At 46.3% G+C, this 18,011-nt stretch carries 14 protein-coding genes and 1 pseudogene; 11 read left to right on the forward strand and 4 right to left on the reverse strand.

Annotated elements, in window-relative coordinates; all coding sequences use genetic code 11:
• Positions 1–16 precede the first annotated feature (16 nt).
• Positions 17–1,327: a homoserine dehydrogenase gene (locus ICN39_RS08535; RefSeq protein ID WP_216233628.1), complete on the reverse strand. Its 1,311-nt coding sequence runs from the start codon at positions 1,325–1,327 to the stop codon at positions 17–19.
• On the reverse strand, positions 1,324–2,580 hold the full coding sequence (locus ICN39_RS08540) for an aminotransferase class I/II-fold pyridoxal phosphate-dependent enzyme (RefSeq protein ID WP_216233629.1): 1,257 nt from the start codon (positions 2,578–2,580) through the stop codon (positions 1,324–1,326). Before ICN39_RS08540 ends, ICN39_RS08535 begins: the two co-directional genes overlap by 4 nt.
• A 79-nt stretch (positions 2,581–2,659) precedes the next feature.
• Here ICN39_RS08540 and ICN39_RS08545 point away from each other — a divergent pair, with 79 nt between their 5' ends.
• From ICN39_RS08545 to ICN39_RS08590, 10 genes and pseudogenes are all read left to right on the forward strand, one after another.
• Entirely contained in the window at positions 2,660–3,037 is a 378-nt protein-coding gene (locus tag ICN39_RS08545; protein ID WP_216233630.1) for an Mth938-like domain-containing protein, read from the forward strand.
• Positions 3,037–4,728: a glycosyltransferase family 39 protein gene (locus ICN39_RS08550; RefSeq protein ID WP_216233631.1), complete on the forward strand. Its 1,692-nt coding sequence runs from the start codon at positions 3,037–3,039 to the stop codon at positions 4,726–4,728. Before ICN39_RS08545 ends, ICN39_RS08550 begins: the two co-directional genes overlap by 1 nt.
• A gap of 11 nt (positions 4,729–4,739) precedes the next feature.
• Positions 4,740–5,906, forward strand: a complete 1,167-nt coding sequence (locus ICN39_RS08555; RefSeq protein ID WP_216233632.1) for a DegT/DnrJ/EryC1/StrS aminotransferase family protein — start codon at positions 4,740–4,742, stop codon at positions 5,904–5,906.
• A 41-nt stretch (positions 5,907–5,947) separates the two neighbouring features.
• Entirely contained in the window at positions 5,948–6,910 is a 963-nt protein-coding gene (locus tag ICN39_RS08560; protein ID WP_216233633.1) for a glycosyltransferase, read from the forward strand.
• A complete protein-coding gene (locus tag ICN39_RS08565) occupies positions 6,911–7,780 on the forward strand; it encodes a formyltransferase (RefSeq protein ID WP_216233634.1) in 870 nt (289 codons plus the stop codon).
• A 25-nt stretch (positions 7,781–7,805) separates the two neighbouring features.
• A complete protein-coding gene (locus tag ICN39_RS08570) occupies positions 7,806–8,852 on the forward strand; it encodes a bifunctional UDP-4-keto-pentose/UDP-xylose synthase (protein ID WP_216233635.1) in 1,047 nt (348 codons plus the stop codon).
• Positions 8,853–8,874: 22 nt separating this feature from the next.
• Positions 8,875–9,792 (forward strand): polysaccharide deacetylase family protein, encoded by a 918-nt coding sequence (locus ICN39_RS08575; RefSeq protein WP_216233636.1) that lies wholly within the window; start codon positions 8,875–8,877, stop codon positions 9,790–9,792.
• 32 nt (positions 9,793–9,824) lie between these two features.
• Complete coding sequence (locus ICN39_RS08580; protein WP_216233637.1) at positions 9,825–10,292, forward strand: peroxiredoxin; 468 nt, start codon at positions 9,825–9,827, stop codon at positions 10,290–10,292.
• Positions 10,293–10,524: 232 nt separating this feature from the next.
• The gene (locus ICN39_RS08585) at positions 10,525–12,195 is read left to right on the forward strand and encodes a PhoH family protein (protein WP_216233638.1); all 1,671 of its coding nucleotides are present in this window, start codon (positions 10,525–10,527) and stop codon (positions 12,193–12,195) included.
• A 124-nt stretch (positions 12,196–12,319) separates the two neighbouring features.
• A pseudogene (locus tag ICN39_RS08590) lies at positions 12,320–12,697 on the forward strand (C40 family peptidase); the annotation flags it as partial.
• A 39-nt stretch (positions 12,698–12,736) separates the two neighbouring features.
• On the opposite strand, the gene ICN39_RS08595 reads toward ICN39_RS08590, so the two are convergent.
• On the reverse strand, positions 12,737–15,979 hold the full coding sequence (locus ICN39_RS08595) for an autotransporter outer membrane beta-barrel domain-containing protein (protein ID WP_216233639.1): 3,243 nt from the start codon (positions 15,977–15,979) through the stop codon (positions 12,737–12,739).
• Between the two features lie 191 nt (positions 15,980–16,170).
• On the opposite strand from ICN39_RS08595, the gene ICN39_RS08600 reads away from it, so the two are divergent.
• Positions 16,171–16,437: a hypothetical protein gene (locus ICN39_RS08600; protein ID WP_215360307.1), complete on the forward strand. Its 267-nt coding sequence runs from the start codon at positions 16,171–16,173 to the stop codon at positions 16,435–16,437.
• Positions 16,438–16,558: 121 nt separating this feature from the next.
• Here the strand turns inward: ICN39_RS08600 and dnaB are convergent, their stop codons facing one another.
• The gene (gene dnaB, locus ICN39_RS08605; RefSeq protein ID WP_370623717.1) at positions 16,559–17,998 is read right to left on the reverse strand and encodes a replicative DNA helicase; all 1,440 of its coding nucleotides are present in this window, start codon (positions 17,996–17,998) and stop codon (positions 16,559–16,561) included.
• Positions 17,999–18,011: the final 13 nt, after the last annotated feature.

An 18,011-nucleotide genomic window follows, 5' to 3' on the forward strand; every position in this document is an offset into this window, starting at 1 on the left:
TTTTGCTGAGTTTTACTTAAGACAGATTTTCTAAACGGATCTTCACTACTTCGCCAGCAACCGTCTTGAGATTCTGAATCTCTTTAATCGCGGCAAGCATGTTCTTTTCTTTGGTCTCGTGAGTTAAGGCCACTAAATCAGTTTGACTCTCGCCTTCATCGGCTTCTTTTTGCAAGAGCGCATCAATAGAAACGCCATGCGATGCCAAAATTTTAGTGATATCAGCCAATACACCAGCCTGATCAGCTACACGCAAGCGCAGATAGTAACTAGTAGTGATCTCGCCAATAGGGAGTACTGGCGTGTCATGCACAGCATCTGGCTGGAAGGCTAAATAAGGAACACGATGTTCAGCGTCAGCACTAATCAAACGGGTGATATCCACCAAGTCGGCGATCACTGCGGAAGCAGTTGGCTCAGAGCCTGCACCTTTGCCGTAATACAAAGTTGTTCCTACGGCATCGCCAAATACTTGCACGGCATTCATGGCGCCTTCAACGTTTGCAATCAAACGCTTGGAAGGAATCAATGTTGGATGCACGCGCAACTCAACACCTGTTGAAGTCTTCTTGGCAATACCAAGTAACTTAATGCGATAGCCCAATTGCTCTGCGTATTTAATATCTATTGCATCTAGTTTAGTAATACCTTCGATATGCGCTTTTTCAAACTGCATTGGAATACCAAATGCAATTGCGCTCATGATGGTCGCTTTATGCGCAGCATCAATACCTTCAATATCAAAAGTAGGATCCGCTTCTGCGTAACCTAAACGCTGCGCCTCTTTAAGCACAGTTGCGAAATCCAAGCCCTTGTCGCGCATCTCTGACAAAATGAAATTTGTTGTGCCGTTAATGATGCCGGCAATCCATTCGATACGGTTGGCCGTTAAGCCTTCACGCAAGGCTTTAATAATGGGGATACCGCCTGCAACGGCAGCTTCAAAGGCAACCATTACGCCTTTAGCGTGTGCCGCCTTAAAGATCTCGTTACCGTGAACAGCGATCAATGCTTTATTAGCTGTAACAACATGCTTGCCAGCGGCGATGGCTTCAAGAACCAAGTCTTTAGCAATACCGTAACCGCCAATGAGCTCAACAACGATATCGATCTCTGGGTTATTAATCACAGCACGGGCATCACTCACTACTTGTGCGCGGTCCTTAACCAATTCTTTGGCACGATCTACATTTAAATCAGCGACCGTATTTATGCGAATGCCGCGCCCAGCACGACGAGTAATTTCATCTTGGTTGCGCTCGAGAACAGTGAATACGCCACCACCAACAGTGCCAATACCTAACAGACCTACTTGAATCGGTTTCATGATGCCTTTGCTGCAGTTGAAGAAGCCTTACGGCTGTGCTTATTACGATAACGCTCCAGAAAACGTGCAAGGCGGCTAATAGCTTCCTTGAGCACATCTTCGTGAGGCAAGAACACTACGCGGAAGTGATCAGGTTTTCCCCAGTTGAAACCAGAGCCCTGCACTAACAATACTTTTTCTTCTTTTAACAGATCAGCAACAAATTGCTGATCATCTTCAATTGGATAAACCTCAGGGTCTAGCTTTGGGAATAAATACAAAGCGGATTTTGGTTTGACGCAAGTAACGCCCGGAATATCAGTTATCAATTTCCATGCAAGATCACGTTGCTTTGCGAGGCGACCGCCTTCACCCACTAAGTCATTAATACTTTGGTAACCACCCAATGCAGTTTGAATCGCATACTGACCTGGAACGTTGGCACACAAGCGCATCGAGGCCAACATATTGAGGCCTTCGATATAGTCTCGAACCATCTCTTTATCGCCTGAAACCACCATCCAGCCGGCGCGGTAGCCGCAGGAGCGGTAATTCTTAGAAAGACCATTAAATGTAATGATGACTACATCTGTAGATAAAGAAGCTAATGAAAGATGCTTCTCGCCGTCGTACAGCATCTTGTCGTAAATCTCATCCGCGAACAAAATCAAACCATGCTCGCGAGCAATCTGCGTCAACTCAAGCAACACTTCTTTAGAGTAAATCGCACCAGTAGGATTATTTGGATTAATCACCACAATCGCTTTAGTGCGAGGGGTAATTTTTTTACGTAGGTCGTTTAAGTCTGGTGCCCACTCTTTGGATTCATCGCAAAGATAGTGCACCGGTGTACCACTCGACAAACTGACCGCAGCAGTCCAAAGCGGGTAATCCGGTGTTGGAACCAAAACCTCATCACCGTCATTCAATAACGCATTCATCGACAGCACGATGAGCTCAGATACACCGTTACCGGTATAAACATCATCCAATGTCACGCCTTGAATGCCCTTTTCTTGGCAGTACTGCATGATGGCTTTGCGAGCGGCAAAGATTCCTTTGGAATCAGAATAAGCTGACGCATTGCTTAAATTGCGAATCATGTCCAACTGAATCTCTTCAGGTGGATCAAAACCGAAAACCCCTACGTTTCCGATGTTTAATTTGATGATTTTGTGGCCCTCTTCCTCCATGCGCTGAGCAAGCTCAAGCACCGGCCCACGTATGTCATAACAAACGTTATCGAGCTTTTGGGACTTTAGGATCGGTTTCACAATAAATGTAAGGGTAAGTTCTTGAAATATGAGAAAAAACAGCTAGCTATAATCCACATAATTATGACAGAGAGTCCACTTGAAGCTTCAATCTGACCCCCATTCAGGAGCGAATACGATCACTGGCTATGGCGATGGCTACGTAGAGATCAATAAGATCCCTTACGCCCATGCGGTCTTGCTCAGCTCGGACGGCGCCATCTCCAACTGGTCTGCGCAAACATTTGATAGCCTAGAAGCCAGTCATTTCGCGCAAATGGTTGATTTAAAACCAGAATTAATCCTCATCGGGACTGGTAGTCGCCAGCGCTTTCCCAAGCCAGAACTCCTCAAATCCTTGATTGAGGCCAAAATTGGCTTTGAAATAATGGACTCCCAAGCTGCCTGCAGGACATACAACATCCTTGTTGGCGAAGGACGTCAAGTGGTCCTGGCCTTGATTGTGGAGCCGATTTAATGCAATTTGGCCAAATCCGGCAGTCATCCGCCCTTCATCCGGGCAAGATTTTGTTGTTGGTCATAATTTATGCCTTGCTGTGGTTTGGTACCCTCAATTACCGCCACCTTATTCCATCCGACGAAGGCCGCTATGCAGAAATAGCCCGAGAGATGCTGGTCACAGGTGACTGGATTACCCCGCGCTACAACGGCTATAAGTACTTTGAAAAACCACCCCTTCAAGCTTGGGCAACTGCAGCAGCATTTCAAGTGTTTGGTATTGGCGATTGGCAAGCGCGTCTTTGGACGGCACTAACAGGTTTCTTGACGATACTTTTAGTCGGATTTACTGGTGCCCGAATTTTTAACGCGAGAGCAGGATGGTTAGCTGCTGTTGTTCTTGCCTCCAGCCCGATGTGGATTATCAGTGGGCACTTCAACTCGCTCGACATGGGCTTGTCCTCATTTTTAGTTGCAGCCTTGTGTAGCTTATTAATCGCGCAAACTTCTCATAATAAAAATAGTTGTCGCAACTGGATGTGGGCTTGCTGGATTTTTATGGCGCTAGCAACACTATCCAAAGGAGTTATTGGTGCCGCCATTCCTGCAATGGTTTTCATTGCCTACTCGATCAGTACATGGGACTGGAAAATTTGGAGTCGCTTGCGTTTATTTAGTGGAACTATTTTGTTCCTAGCTATCACTGCGCCTTGGTTTGTATTGGTGGCACAACGCAATCCTGAGTTTCTAGAGTTCTTCTTTATTCACGAGCATCTACAGCGCTTCACACAAGATGATCACAGCAGAACCGGCCCCATTTACTACTTTGTGCCGCTACTTCTTATCGGCTTGCTCCCCTGGTTTCTTCAGGTCCCTGGTGCTATTGCGCAGGCATGGAGCGAGCGCCGTCGGGAATTTTCTGCAAGCTGGTTATTGGCCTGTTGGTTTGCTGTGATCTTTGCATTCTTTAGCGTGTCACATTCCAAACTACCGGGTTACATCATTCCCGTTTTCCCAGCACTTGCATTAATTATTGGCAACCGTTTAGATCGCTTACTGGGGCACACCAACACTATGGCATTGCCATGGAAATTACAGGCACTTGGTTTTGCACTTCTGGGATGTGTTGGATTCTTCTTTTTAAATGCTATTGGTAAACAAGCAAGACCGGATGAGATTGAAGCTTATGCGCAGTACACCTATTGGGTAATTGCTGCATTGGTAGCACTTGTTGGTTTTAGCGCCTATGCAACATGGCAAAGCAAACGTAATGGCCTTCAAAGTATTGTTAGTTTTGCCTTTGGATTTTTTCTGTGCGCCATCATCGCAGGAACAGGTCACGAAACTCTAGGTCGCGCAGTCTCTGGCATCGATCTAGTAGAACGAGTCAAAACCTCTATCCCGGAAAAAGTGAACTTCTATTCAGTTCGTCTTTTAGATCACACCGTACCCTTCTACCTAGGTAGGACAATGATCATGGTGGAATCGCCTGATGAGCTCGAGTTTGGCGTCAATCAAGAGCCAGATCTGTGGATGCCGACCCTGGAGGCTTTTATTACCCGCTGGCAAGAAGATCAAACAGCTTATGCTCTCATGGTTCCGGAGCAATTTGATGCACTCAGGGCCCAACACTTTCCAATGCAGGAAGTGGATCGAGACTCACGTAGAGTCATTGTGAAACATCCCGATGCATTGAACGTGACGCAGTAATATAGAAGCCTATGTCAGAGTCTAATTCCGCATTCATCCCTTTTACGCGCCCGAGCTTCAATCAAGAAACTATTGACGCTGTTTCAGAGGTATTGCGTTCAGGTTGGGTGACATCAGGCCCCAAGTTGGCAGAGTTTGAAGCTACCTTAAGCAACTATTTTGGCGGTCGTCCTGTGCGCTGCTTTGCTAATGGCACAGCAACCATGAAGATTGCTCTACAAGTTGCAGGAATTGGTGATGGTGATGAAGTGATTACCACGCCAATTTCTTGGGTAGCAACGTCTAATGTGATTTTGAGTGTTGGTGCAAAACCAATATTTGTGGATATTGATCCCGTTACACGCAACATTGATCTAAATAAAGTAGCTGCTGCAATCACACCCAAAACACGCGCGCTCATGCCAGTTTATTTAGCTGGTCTTCCAGTGGATATGGATCAGCTCTACACGCTAGCCAAACAACATCAGCTTCGCGTGATTGAGGACGCTGCACAAGCCTTTGGCTCACAGTGGCAGGGTAAGAAGATTGGTAGCTTTGGTGACCTGGTCAGCTATAGCTTTCAGGCTAATAAGAACCTCACCACGGTTGAGGGTGGCTGCCTTGTTCTCAATAATCTAGACGAAGCAAAACTTGCTGAGAAATTCCGCCTCCAGGGACTGACCCGCCAAGGGATGGATGGTATGGATGTTGATGTCTTGGGTGGCAAAGATAATTTGACAGATGTCAATGCAGCCATCGGTCTTGAGCAGCTGAAGCAACTTCCTTTTTATCAAACACGTCGTGCTGCACTTGCGCGCCAATACTTTGATGCCCTTCGCGCCGAATTGAAATCGGCCGGATTAGAAAGTTTGCAATTAGAACTTCCGGTAGAGAACTTTACCGATAGTAATTGGCATATGTTTCAAGTTGTTCTGCCACTTGAGCAGCTCAATACGGATCGCGCCCAAGTGATGACGGAATTAAAAGATCTTGGTATTGGCACTGGTGTTCATTACCCTGCAATTACTGGGTTCACGCTCTATAAAAACCAGGGCTACAAAACTTCAGATACTCCGATTGCTGAACGTATTGGTCGATCCATTCTGACTCTTCCCTTATTTCCTGCAATGGCGGATGAAGATGTTGGCCGTATAGCCAGTGGATTGGTCGGAATTTTGCTGAAATACCGCAAAAACTAGCGTTCCTGGGTTAAACCCAAAGAATCAGGCAAAATTGCAGCATGACTGCAAATTTAGTTGCCAACCCAACACTCAGCATTGTTATTCCCGTTTACAACGAGGAGGACGGATTAAAGGCCCTATTTGATCGCCTTTATCCGGCATTGGATGCCCTGGCTGCTAAACGAAAGATCGCCTACGAGATCGTATTCGTTAACGACGGCAGTAAAGATCGTTCCGCCGGCATCCTTTCCAAGCAAGTGGAATTGCGCCCTGATGTGACCCGTGCAGTTTTATTTCATAGCAACTTTGGTCAGCATATGGCCATCATGGCTGGCTTTGAATACGCCAAAGGCGAACACATCATTACTTTGGATGCAGACCTACAAAATCCTCCCGAAGAAATTGATGCTTTAACTGAGCAGCTATTAAAAGGTCATGACTACGTTGGCACTATTCGCGCTGATCGTCGAGATAGCTTCTTCAGAAAATTTGCCTCGCGCGCTATGAATCGTTTGCGTGAAAACATAACGCGCATCACGATGACCGATCAAGGTTGTATGTTGCGTGGCTATAGTCGCCGCATTGTTGATCTAGTGCGTCAATGCGATGAAAGCAATACTTTTATCCCAGCACTGGCATATACCTTTTCCGCAAACCCAGTAGAAATTACCGTCAAACACGAAGAGCGTTTTGCCGGTGAATCCAAATACAGTTTGTACCAACTCATTCGCCTAAACTTTGACTTGGTTACCGGATTCTCAGTCATGCCGTTGCAGATTTTTTCAATACTTGGCATGCTGCTATCCCTTGCTGCTGGCAGCTTGTTTGTCTACCTACTGGTTCGCCGCTTTGTTCTAGGCGCTGAGGTTGAGGGGGTATTCACCCTCTTTGCCCTGACCTTCTTCCTGATTGGCGTGATGCTCTTTGGGCTCGGACTTTTGGGTGAATACATTGGCCGCATCTATCAACAGATTCGCAAGCGCCCACGCTATGTAGTGCAAACTGTTTTAGAGAAAAAATAATTGCACGCAGTCGTCTTTGCTTATCACGATGTTGGCGTCAACTGCCTCAGTGCACTTCTCAATGCGGGCATACAAGTTGATCTAGTAGTAACTCATCAAGACGACCCCAATGAAAATGTCTGGTTTGGGAGCGTTGAAAAGCTCTGCCAAGAAAAGAAAATTTCTTACATCACGCCCAGCGCTAATGAGTTAGACGCATTGCTTCCAAAGTTCCAAGCGATAGCCCCAGATTACATTTTTTCTTTCTACTATCGCCACATGATTCCAGAGCAGATTTTGGCGTGCGCCAAAATTGCCGCACTCAATATGCATGGCTCACTACTTCCAAAGTACCGTGGACGTGCTCCAGTGAATTGGGCCATTCTGCATGGTGAAACAGAGACTGGTGCAACTTTGCACGTCATGGAAGCAAAACCAGATGCCGGGGATATTGTTGGGCAAGTAGCCGTCAGCATCGACCCAGATGAGACTGCTACCGATGTATTTAGCAAGGTAAGTCAGGCTGCGGTGAGCGTAATTGATCAGGCCTTACCAAGTCTTTTAAAAGGAATTGTTCCCCGGAGGGCGAATGAGCTCCAAAAAGGTAGTTATTTTGGCGGCAGAAAGCCTGCGGATGGTCAAATTCACTGGAATCAGACTGCCAAACAGGTCCACGACCTAGTTAGGGCTGTTGCACCCCCTTATCCAGGCGCTTTTACTGCCTATGAGGGCAAGACTATGATTCTGGCTCGCACCAGCCTTAAAGGGCCATTTCCGAGCAAGCTCAATCTTGGGGTTTGCGGCATCCAAGTGGTTGATAATCGGGTATTCGGCATTTGTGGCGACCATCAAGTAGTTGAAGTATTGGAATGGTTTCCAGCAAGCAAATAAATTAGATTAAAACGAGGCAGTAGAGATGAAAAAAGTACTCATTCTTGGTGTTAACGGCTTTATTGGTCACCACCTTTCCAAGCGCATTCTCGAGACAACCGATTGGGATGTCTACGGCATGGATATGCAAAACGATCGTCTTGGTGACTTAGTTAATCATCCGCGCATGCACTTCTTTGAAGGTGACATCACGATCAATAAAGAGTGGGTCGAATATCACATTCGCAAATGCGATGTTATCTTGCCTTTAGTGGCCATTGCAACGCCGGCAACCTATGTTCAGCAGCCACTCAAAGTTTTTGAGCTCGATTTCGAAGCCAATCTTCCAATCGTGCGCTCTGCCGTCAAATACAAAAAGCATTTGGTATTCCCATCGACTTCTGAAGTGTATGGAATGTGTGAGGATGGTGAATTCGATCCTGCTAAATCCAATATGGTTTATGGACCAATCAATAAGCCACGCTGGATCTACGCTTGCTCCAAACAGTTGATGGACCGCGTCATTTGGGGCTACGGCATGGAAGGCTTGCGCTTTACACTCTTCCGCCCATTTAACTGGATTGGTCCTGGTCTAGATAGCATCTACACACCAAAAGAAGGCTCATCCCGCGTTGTGACTCAGTTCTTAGGTCATATCGTTCGCGGCGAATCTATCAACGTTGTTGACGGTGGCGCCCAGAAACGCGCCTTTACTTATATTGACGATGGCATCGATGCTTTAATGCGCATCATCGATAACAAAGATGGTGTTGCCAACGGCAAGATCTACAACATCGGTAACCCAAAGAATAATCACTCTATTCGCGAACTTGCCAATCAGATGTTGGAAATCGCTCGCAGTATTTCTGAGTATGCAAAGAATGCTAATGAAGTGAAGATTGTCGAAACCACTTCTGGCGCTTACTATGGTGAAGGCTATCAAGACGTTCAAAATCGCGTTCCTGCAATTGATAACACGATGAGCGAATTGGGTTGGAAGCCAACCACTACGATGTCCGATGCGCTCAAGAATATTTTTGAAGCATATCGTGAAGACGTAGAAAAAGCACGTCACCTCGTTGACAAAGAATAAGCGAAGGTAAATTCAAAGGTACATGGCTAAGATTGCTCTCAAGGTTGATGTTGATACCTTACGCGGGACTAAAGAAGGCGTACCCAATCTAGCTCGCACTTTGGAGCGTTTTGGCCTTAAAGCCACTTTCTTATTTAGCCTTGGTCCTGACCATACCGGCTGGGCCTTAAAGCGTGTCTTCCGTCCTGGCTTTCTGAAAAAAGTTAGCCGCACCTCTGTTGTAGAGCACTATGGAATTAAGACCTTGCTATATGGCGTTCTTATTCCTGGACCGGATATTGGTAAAAAAGCTGCCGCAGAAATGCGCGCCATTGATAAAGCAGGTCATGAGACAGGCATTCATACTTGGGATCACGTTGCCTGGCAAGATGCAGTGCGCAATCAAGATGCCTCATGGACTAAAGCCATGATGCAAAAAAGTTGGGATCGATTTTTAGAAATCTTTGGTCATGCGCCAGCAACTTATGGCGCCGCTGGTTGGCAAATGAACGAAGCAGCCTTTGAGCAACTCGATCAATGGGGGATTGCTTATTCTTCTGATGGCAGAGCTGAGCCCAATCTCATGCCCTATCGTCTTGCACTACCATCAGGCAAAGCCAAGCATGTTCAGTACCCAACTACACTTCCCACTTTTGATGAACTTATTGGTATTGATGGGGCAGATGAATTTGGTGCAGTCAAAAAGTTACTAGAGATCACCCAAAGCAATCCAAACGACCAAGTCTTCACGCTGCACGCTGAATTGGAAGGTCAAAAGCTATTGCCCGCGTTTGAGCAACTACTAGTGGGATGGCTCAATCAAGGCCATGACCTAGTTACCATGGGAGAGCTTCACAAATCCTGGGAAGCCACCAAGCAACTCGATAAAATAGCCGTATTACCACTGACCTGGGGCGAAATACCCAATAGAAGTGGCGACTTAATCATTCAAAATAACTAGGTCTCAGAGATAACAACCAACGAAGGATCATCATGACAGTAGCCATCGGTCAACCTATGCCACAGTTCGCAATTCCAGCAACCTCTGGATTGACATTTTCACCTGCGTCTGCAAAAGGGAAAAAATTGGTTCTTTATTTTTACCCAAAAGATATGACTCCGGGATGCACGGCTGAGTCAGGCGAGTTCAGAGATAACATTGAAGCATTCACTAAAGCCAATACTCTGGTGGTAGGTGTATCCCGAGATAGCCTCAAGTCACATGACAATTTCCGGAGCAAACTAGAGCTGCCTTTTGAACTGGTTGCTGACACAGAGGAAACCCTTTGTCAGATCTTTGGCGTCATGAAGATGAAGAACATGTATGGCAAGCAAGTACGTGGTGTCGAGCGTAGCACCTTCTTGTTTGACTCCTCCGGCAATCTGGCAAAAGAATGGCGTGGCCTGAAAGTTCCGGGTCATGTGACAGAGGTATTACAAGCTGCTCAAGCCACTAAATAATTTTTACAATAATTTGATCTAAGGTGCTTGCAAACCCCAAAATTTGGGGTAAAGTGATTCATATGCACCGTAAACGACGGGAAAGTCTGACAATCCGTTTGAATCAGAAACCTGAATATCTCAGATCAGGCGCGGGGAGTAACCCCCTTCGTTTTTCAAGTACTGCTGCAACTAGTTTCGTAATAAACCGTCAACGCACTCCGCTTGGCGGTTTTTTCTTTTAGGAGAGTCCATGCCACTGCCCCCAATCCCCACTCAAATTGCTGATCAAGTGAAACTCAGTCGCAAAGATACCCCCGACTTAAAGAAACGTCCTGCTCAAGCAAAACCAGTGGTAGTGGAAGCTGTTGATTGGACTAATGATGCGGAAGAAGATTTATCTGCAGCAGAAGTAGCTCTCGAAAAAATTAAAGCGGATCATCGCCCTGTTCATAATCAGCACAATGAACGCAATGAGAACAAGGCAGCCGCGCCAGCAAAACCAAAACGGATTATTCGCACTGGACCCCCTAGTTTGTTTGTGCTCGATACCAACGTATTAATGCATGATCCAAGCTCTTTGTTCCGCTTCTCCGAACACGATCTATACCTGCCGATGACCACTCTTGAAGAGCTGGACAATCACAAAAAAGGCATGACCGAGGTAGCTCGCAACGCTCGCACTGTCAGCAGATCCCTGGACCAGCTCATTGCTGGTACTAGCGGCACTCTTGACGAAGGCATTCCCCTAAATAAGCTAGGCAACCAAGATGTGACTGGCCGCCTTTTCTTCCAAACCAAATTCTCCACTCAAGCATTGCCTGAAGGCTTACCCGAAGGTAAGGGTGACAACATGATTTTGGCGGTAGTCAGTGAGCTACAAAAAACTCGTAAGGGTCAAGAAGTGGTGTTGGTATCGAAAGATATCAATATGCGGATCAAGGCGCGTGCACTTGGCTTACCGGCGGAAGATTATTTCAACGACCAGGTTTTAGAAGATCGTGATCTGATGTACGCCGGCGTGATGTCATTGCCAGCAGATTTTTGGCCCAAGCATGGCAAGGATATGGAAAGCTGGGCTGATTCTAAATCCGGTACGATGTTCTATCGAGTGACCGGACCATCCGTGCAAAGCATGTTGGTCAATCAGTTTGTCTATCAAGAAAATCCAGATGGCTCTACACCCTTCTACGCACAGGTTAGAGAAATTAATGGCAAAACTGCTCTCTTACAAACACTCAGAGACTTCTCTCATCAAAAGAACAATGTTTGGAGTGTGACTGCGCGTAACCGCGAGCAGAACTTTGCTATGAATCTGCTCATGAACCCAGATGTTGATTTTGTGACCCTATTGGGACAAGCTGGTACCGGCAAAACTTTGCTGGCATTGGCCGCCGGTCTTGAACAGGTTCTAGACAGTAAGCGGTATAACGAAATCATCATTACTCGCGCCACGGTACCAGTTGGCGAAGACATTGGCTTCCTGCCAGGCACCGAAGAAGAAAAAATGCAGCCTTGGATGGGTGCATTTGACGATAACCTTGAAGTGCTACAGCGCAATGAAGATGGTGGCGCTGGTGAATGGGGTCGAGCCGCCACTCAAGAGTTGATTCGCTCACGCATTAAAGTCAAGAGCATGAACTTTATGCGCGGCAGAACTTTTGTGAGCAAATTTGTGATCATCGATGAGGCGCAAAACCTCACCCCTAAACAAATGAAAACTTTGGTGACCCGTGCAGGTCCTGGAACCAAAATTATTTGCTTAGGTAATATCGCCCAGATTGATACACCTTACTTAACAGAAGGTTCTTCTGGATTGACTTATGTGGTCGATCGCTTCAAAGGCTGGCGTCACGGTGGTCACGTGACATTGGCTCGCGGTGAGCGTTCACGTCTTGCGGATCATGCTGCTGACGCACTCTAAGCAACCCTCCTCATGCCGCACTCTCTTGGGGTGCGGCATTTTTATTTGTAGCTTACTCATCCTAAGCGGATGCAGCACATTCAGCGGTAAATCAAACTCTGCAAAAGTTTCTCAATTCAAACAAGATACTAGTGTCGGCACTGAAGATATTTCCATTGCAGCAGTAGGCCTAGTAGATGTGCCTTATCGCTATGGTGGGAATACCCCAAAGGGTGGCTTTGATTGCAGTGGACTGATTGTGTACGTCTACAACAAAGCGGCTGGAGTTAAGTTGCCGCGCACTATTGAGCTCATGAGCACCAAAGGCAGAAGCATTGAAGGTCAGCCTCCAGCCCCAGGTGATTTAGTGTTCTTCAACACTACCGGTGAAAAGTATTCACACGCTGGAATCTATGTTGGGCAAGGGAGATTTGTACATGCCCCCAGTGCCGGAGGAACCGTGCGCCTAGATTACATTACAGCACCCTATTGGGCGGCGAAGTTTACTGAAGCACGTCGTATGGTGCCCCAGTAAACACACAAAACTTAAATCAAACTTGCTTTAGAAACGAGTCTGCAGACCAATCCTGCCAGAGTAAGCCTGGTAAGTTCCCATTAAAGAATTATCCACCGCTAAGTTCAAGAACAAATTGGTATCCTTTGTGATGCGAGCATTTAACTCGGCATCTACAGTCATCCAGCGTGAGTTGGCTTGAGACTGAAAAGTGATTGGGTTAACGCCATATAGTGAAGCCATAGTAGTGCTTGTGCCTGCATTAAAGATGCTCCAATAGCTAGCGCGCAAATACGCAAAGATGGGGGTGCTACCAACAACATCCTTGTGACCTGCCAATAAACCTAAGCGGCCACGAGTCATTTCACTCTTGTTAAAGTTTACTTGACCATAAGCATCGGTTGCATTATTTAAGCCAATGGCGTCATATACGATTTGCGCTTGCGGAGAAATTAAGAACTTATCGAAGTTCCAGCGACCGCCACCCTCAAGGGATCCAGTAAAGCCAGATCCTTGTGTTCTGAGCTGCGCACCTTGTACAGAACTGGCTCCCGCATTGAGGTAGCGAGTGCCTTGTGCAAGAGCATCAACATACAGGCCATTAGCAGCAAAGTGAGTTCCGTATAAGCCTAGAGAGTAAGCCTGCATGCCATTAATGCTACCGGTAGAGATCCCACCAGTCTGACTAGAAGTATTGGCATTAGCGCTACCAATCGTTACATAAGGGCCAACATAAGATCTTGATCCACTCTGCTCTTCATTCTGATACACATCTACACCCAACTGCAAAGCATAAGCATTAAAGCTCATCTTCGGGCCATCATTCGCTGAAGATGGAGTTGATATACCTGTCTTACCAATAATACGAGCCCAATCGTTAGAGCTCTTCTTGGTGCCACCCTGCGGATCAACCAAATTAAGATCTCCACGGCGTTGATCCAATGTATCAACCGCTGTCTGCGCATACAACTGCACTAATGAGGGTATGGCGGGATAAACAGCAACTTCTATACGCTCACCAGCTGCTGGAGTGATGACTGGGGCGACAGGAACGACTGGAGTAACAGGGGATGGCGTTGAGCCACCGGAGCCAGGCGTGGATGCTGGAGTTGGCGCTTGAGTAGAAAGGTACCAAGAATTACCCGCCCCAGACGCACCGCCTTTATATAACTGGTATTCATAAGCACCAGCTGCAACACGCTGAGTTAATGCAAATGCATTGGATGCAGAAGTTCCATTCACAATCACCACAGGAATGCCATTGCCAGTCGTGCGATTACCAAGGCCGCCCTTATCGGTAATAGCGAGCCCAGTAGAGCCGGTGGCGTTGCCAGCGACAGTCAGCGTATCGGCAACAGGCGAAGCAACTGGAGCATACACACCACCAACGAAGGCGCCATTATTGCCAACGTAGTTTCCATTGACTGTGAGATTGGTTGCGGTGCCAGTAAATGATGGGGCAATTGTTCCCGAGTTAGATACATTGCCATTTATGACGCCACTGCCTTGCAAGTTAGCGCCAGCAGCAATAGAAGTATTTGATGTGGTCGAACCAGTTAGTATCAGACCACCTGCATTAATGTTTGTATCACCGGTATAAGTATTGACCTTAGAAATGGTTACGGTGCCAGAACCATCTTTAACTAGGCTACCTGATCCGCTCATCACGCCAGCATATGTGCCATTAGTGGACTGACTGAAATTCACTATTGCGTTATTAATTACATTACCTTGAATGCTCGAGGTATTACCAGCCAACGTACCTGCTGAGACGGTTGTTCCGCCGCTATAGGCATTAGTACCGGAGAGGGTTAATGTGCCGGTACCTGTTTTAGTAAATCCACCAGATCCAGTCATACTCCCAGACAGACCCATATTGTTTCCATTGGTGTTGATAGTGCTCGCACCAGATAAAGCAACGCTATTAGCAAGACTTACTGAAGAGTTTGCCTGCAAGCTTGTGCCGTCTGCCATTGTTAAAGCACCAGCGCCTAGGGCTGCATTGTTAGTAACTGCAATAGTTCCCGCATTCAACGCTGTGCCACCCGTGTAAGCATTGGCGCCAGATAACACTAAAGTTCCAGCTCCACTTTTCTCAATACTCGAAGCAGCAGTGCTTGGGCTAGTTTGATCCTGAATCACCCCGGAGATAGCCAAACTAGAAGTGCCGTCAACCGCAATCTTTCCAGCTGCTAATTCATAACCTGAAGTGCTGTTCATCACCACATTAGAACCGTTAGTGGCATTGATAACATTCAGACCAGTTACGGCATTATTAAAGTTTGTATTTGAAAGCCCGTTAAAGCTCAAGGTTTCCTGAGTATTGCCTTTATTAAAACTAATGCCACCCAATAGTGTTGAACCGCTATATATAGTAACTGTGTTGTTGGAGCCACCTGTGGTCGAACCGGCAAAATTAATCGCAGTAGCGGTAGCACTTGCAGCGGTAATTTTTCCGTAGTTGTATACATCCACTCCGGGCTGTTGGGCGCTATAAATTGCATAATTAGCAGTTGTAGGTGCGCCGATTAATCCAGATGAAGTGTTGGTGATAGTAGTGCGATTGGCATTGGCATTGTTATCAATTTGAATACCGTTGCCACTACCCGCACCGCTTGCAACGCAATTACTACCAACCACCGTTGATGGACAGATGGTTCCTGAGTTAGTGATATTTGCTGCACCCGTTACTTGAATTCCATTTGAATTGGCCCCTTGAGCAGAAATCACTCCCGAATTATTAATGGCAGTGATTGCTCCACCATTAACAACCTGAATACCATTTGCACCAGAGCCCGCTGTTGTGATGGAGCCAGTATTGATGATCGTATTGGCCGCAGAACCAGCATTAGTTGCACTGATGTAAATGCCTGATGCGCTCGTACCACCCGTGTAAACATTGCCGTTGTTAGTAATGCTGCTGCCACCTGCCTGAGATCTTCCGTTAACTCCTGATGAAATACCATAGCCAAAATAAAATGCACTGGTATTTAAATTTCCATCATTAACTACTGTGGCTGCACTACCAATGCCCACTGTAGAGCCATTGATGATTAATGAAGTACCAGAGTTAATGTTTACAGTAACGCTATTGCCCACTGTTGTATTTGACTGAGTCGAAATAACGCCTGCTGATGTGCTGCCGACTCCAGTACACGTCACTACAGTTCCGTTTATATCCGGAGTGTAGTTATCACAGCTACCTGCCGCGATCGAGAATGATGAGAAACCTAGGAGCATGTAAGCAACTCCAAAACTTAGTAGGCTGCGAAACGGAATCATGCTTTTCATTGGGCTTGCTCTAGCGGATTTAGATATAAAAGAAGTGGCTAAGCCACTGATATTAATAGGGTTAATGATAATTACCCAAGTAGTTAATATCTATTAACCTTAGGGCTAATACTTCCAACTTACATAATCATCAATAATGGTTTACAGGATTAAAGTAAGCTTGAACCTAATCACCCACCTGGAGAATGAGCATGAAAAAAATCATCATCGCTTTAAGTATTGCCCTGAGCTTTGCGCTTCCTACTTACGCTTTTGCTGATCAAGCAGCCTGTGAAGCCAAGGCAGTGAGCAAAGAAGGAAAGCCGCTGTATGGCGCAGCTAAAGATGCTTCCATTAAGAAGTGCATGGGTGATGCCAAGCCGAACGATTGTGAAGCTAAAGCAATTAGCAAAGATGGTAAGCCACTGTATGGTGCAGCTAAAGCAGCCTCTATCAAGAAATGTGAAGGTGGCAAATAAGATTAGTTATTTAATCTGTTTTTATCCGATAAATTTTCCGCATTAAAAAAGCCTCACAGTGTGAGGCTTTTTCTTTATCTGCTTATGTTTTCAGTTTATTTTATTTTTTATTCTTCTTAGCTTAGAACGGCTCATATCCACCAGAAGAGTAACCAATAGATCCCACCGCCAAGTTATCAAACTTGGTATACGGGCCTTGCCAGCTTAGACGTACAGTTCCAATCGGACCATTACGCTGCTTACCAATGATGATCTCTGCCATGCCTTTATCAGTAGTGGTGTCTGGGTGATATACCTCATCACGATAGATGAACATGATTAAGTCAGCATCTTGTTCAATAGCACCAGATTCACGAAGATCTGACATGATCGGACGCTTATTAGGGCGTTGCTCAAGACCACGGTTTAACTGAGAGAGCGCCACTACAGGGCACTGCAATTCTTTTGCAAGTGATTTGAGTGAGCGTGAGATTTCAGAAATCTCGGTTGCACGGTTTTCAGAACCAGAGCCACTCATCAACTGCAAGTAATCAATTACTACTAAGCCAAGGGTACCGCCAAAGTTTCTGGCGATACGACGCGCGCGTGCGCGTAACTCTAAGCTTGATAAAGAACCAGTCTCGTCAATCAAAATTTGGGTATTGCTTAAGCGAGCAATTGCATCAGTGACACGTGGCCACTCATCATCTTGTAACTTACCGGTACGCATACGACCTTGGTCTACGCGCCCTACTGACCCCAGCAAACGGGCAGCCAATTGTTCGCCTGACATCTCCATCGAGAACACCACAACAGGCAAACCTTCAGCCAACGCAACGTTCTCGGCAATATTTAATGCGAATGCGGTCTTTCCCATTGAGGGTCTTCCGGCAACAATGACCAAGTCACCTTTTTGCAGACCACTAGTTTGCTTATCTAAATCAATAAAGCCTGTGGCAATACCGGTAATGTCGCTACCGCCTTGGCGGTTATAGAGCTCATCAATGCGGGCAACAACAGCCTTCAGCAAAGGTTCAATCTCAAGGTAATCAGCTTTGCGACTGCCTTCTTCACCAATCTGAAGAATGCGTGACTCAGCCTCATCCAACAAGGTTCTGACAGTACGGCCTTCAGGAACGAATGCAGAATTGACAATGCTGTCTGAAACTTCAATCAAGCGACGCAAAATACTGCGGTCACGAACAATATCGGCATAGCCCTTAATGTTCGCTGCACTGGGAGTGTTTTGCGCTAATGAATTTAAGTAATCAATACCAACCAAATCACCACCCTGCTCAGATTTAATTGCATCATGAACAGTAATGACGTCAGCGGGATGATTGTCGCCAACCAAACGGGCAATTGCTTTGTAGATCAAAGCATGTTCGGGGCGATAGAAATCTTTATCGTTTAATACTCCACCCAGGTTATCCCAAGAGGAGTTATCGATCAGTAGACCGCCGAGCAAAGATTGCTCGGCTTCTACAGAATGCGGCGGGACTTTTAAAGCCTGCACGACTGCATCCCCAAAACCCATCATGCCGGGATTCAGCGTAACGGAACGTGAACGGGATTCAGCCATGTGGCTTATTTAC

This window comes from Polynucleobacter sp. AP-Reno-20A-A9 (genome assembly GCF_018882085.1).
Taxonomy (GTDB): Bacteria; Pseudomonadota; Gammaproteobacteria; order Burkholderiales; family Burkholderiaceae; genus Polynucleobacter.

Excerpts from the sequence above, each read along its gene's own strand:
- ICN39_RS08535 (WP_216233628.1), bottom strand. The coding sequence starts at position 1,327 with ATGAAACCGATTCAAGTAGGTCTGTTAGGTATTGGCACTGTTGGTGGT.
- ICN39_RS08550 (WP_216233631.1), top strand. The coding sequence starts at position 3,037 with ATGCAATTTGGCCAAATCCGGCAGTCATCCGCCCTTCATCCGGGCAAG.
- ICN39_RS08555 (WP_216233632.1), top strand. The coding sequence starts at position 4,740 with ATGTCAGAGTCTAATTCCGCATTCATCCCTTTTACGCGCCCGAGCTTC.
- ICN39_RS08560 (WP_216233633.1), top strand. The coding sequence starts at position 5,948 with ATGACTGCAAATTTAGTTGCCAACCCAACACTCAGCATTGTTATTCCC.
- ICN39_RS08570 (WP_216233635.1), top strand. The coding sequence starts at position 7,806 with ATGAAAAAAGTACTCATTCTTGGTGTTAACGGCTTTATTGGTCACCAC.
- ICN39_RS08575 (WP_216233636.1), top strand. The coding sequence starts at position 8,875 with ATGGCTAAGATTGCTCTCAAGGTTGATGTTGATACCTTACGCGGGACT.
- ICN39_RS08580 (WP_216233637.1), top strand. The coding sequence starts at position 9,825 with ATGACAGTAGCCATCGGTCAACCTATGCCACAGTTCGCAATTCCAGCA.
- ICN39_RS08585 (WP_216233638.1), top strand. The coding sequence starts at position 10,525 with ATGCCACTGCCCCCAATCCCCACTCAAATTGCTGATCAAGTGAAACTC.
- ICN39_RS08595 (WP_216233639.1), bottom strand. The coding sequence starts at position 15,979 with ATGAAAAGCATGATTCCGTTTCGCAGCCTACTAAGTTTTGGAGTTGCT.
- ICN39_RS08600 (WP_215360307.1), top strand. The coding sequence starts at position 16,171 with ATGAAAAAAATCATCATCGCTTTAAGTATTGCCCTGAGCTTTGCGCTT.
- dnaB (WP_370623717.1), bottom strand. The coding sequence starts at position 17,998 with ATGGCTGAATCCCGTTCACGTTCCGTTACGCTGAATCCCGGCATGATG.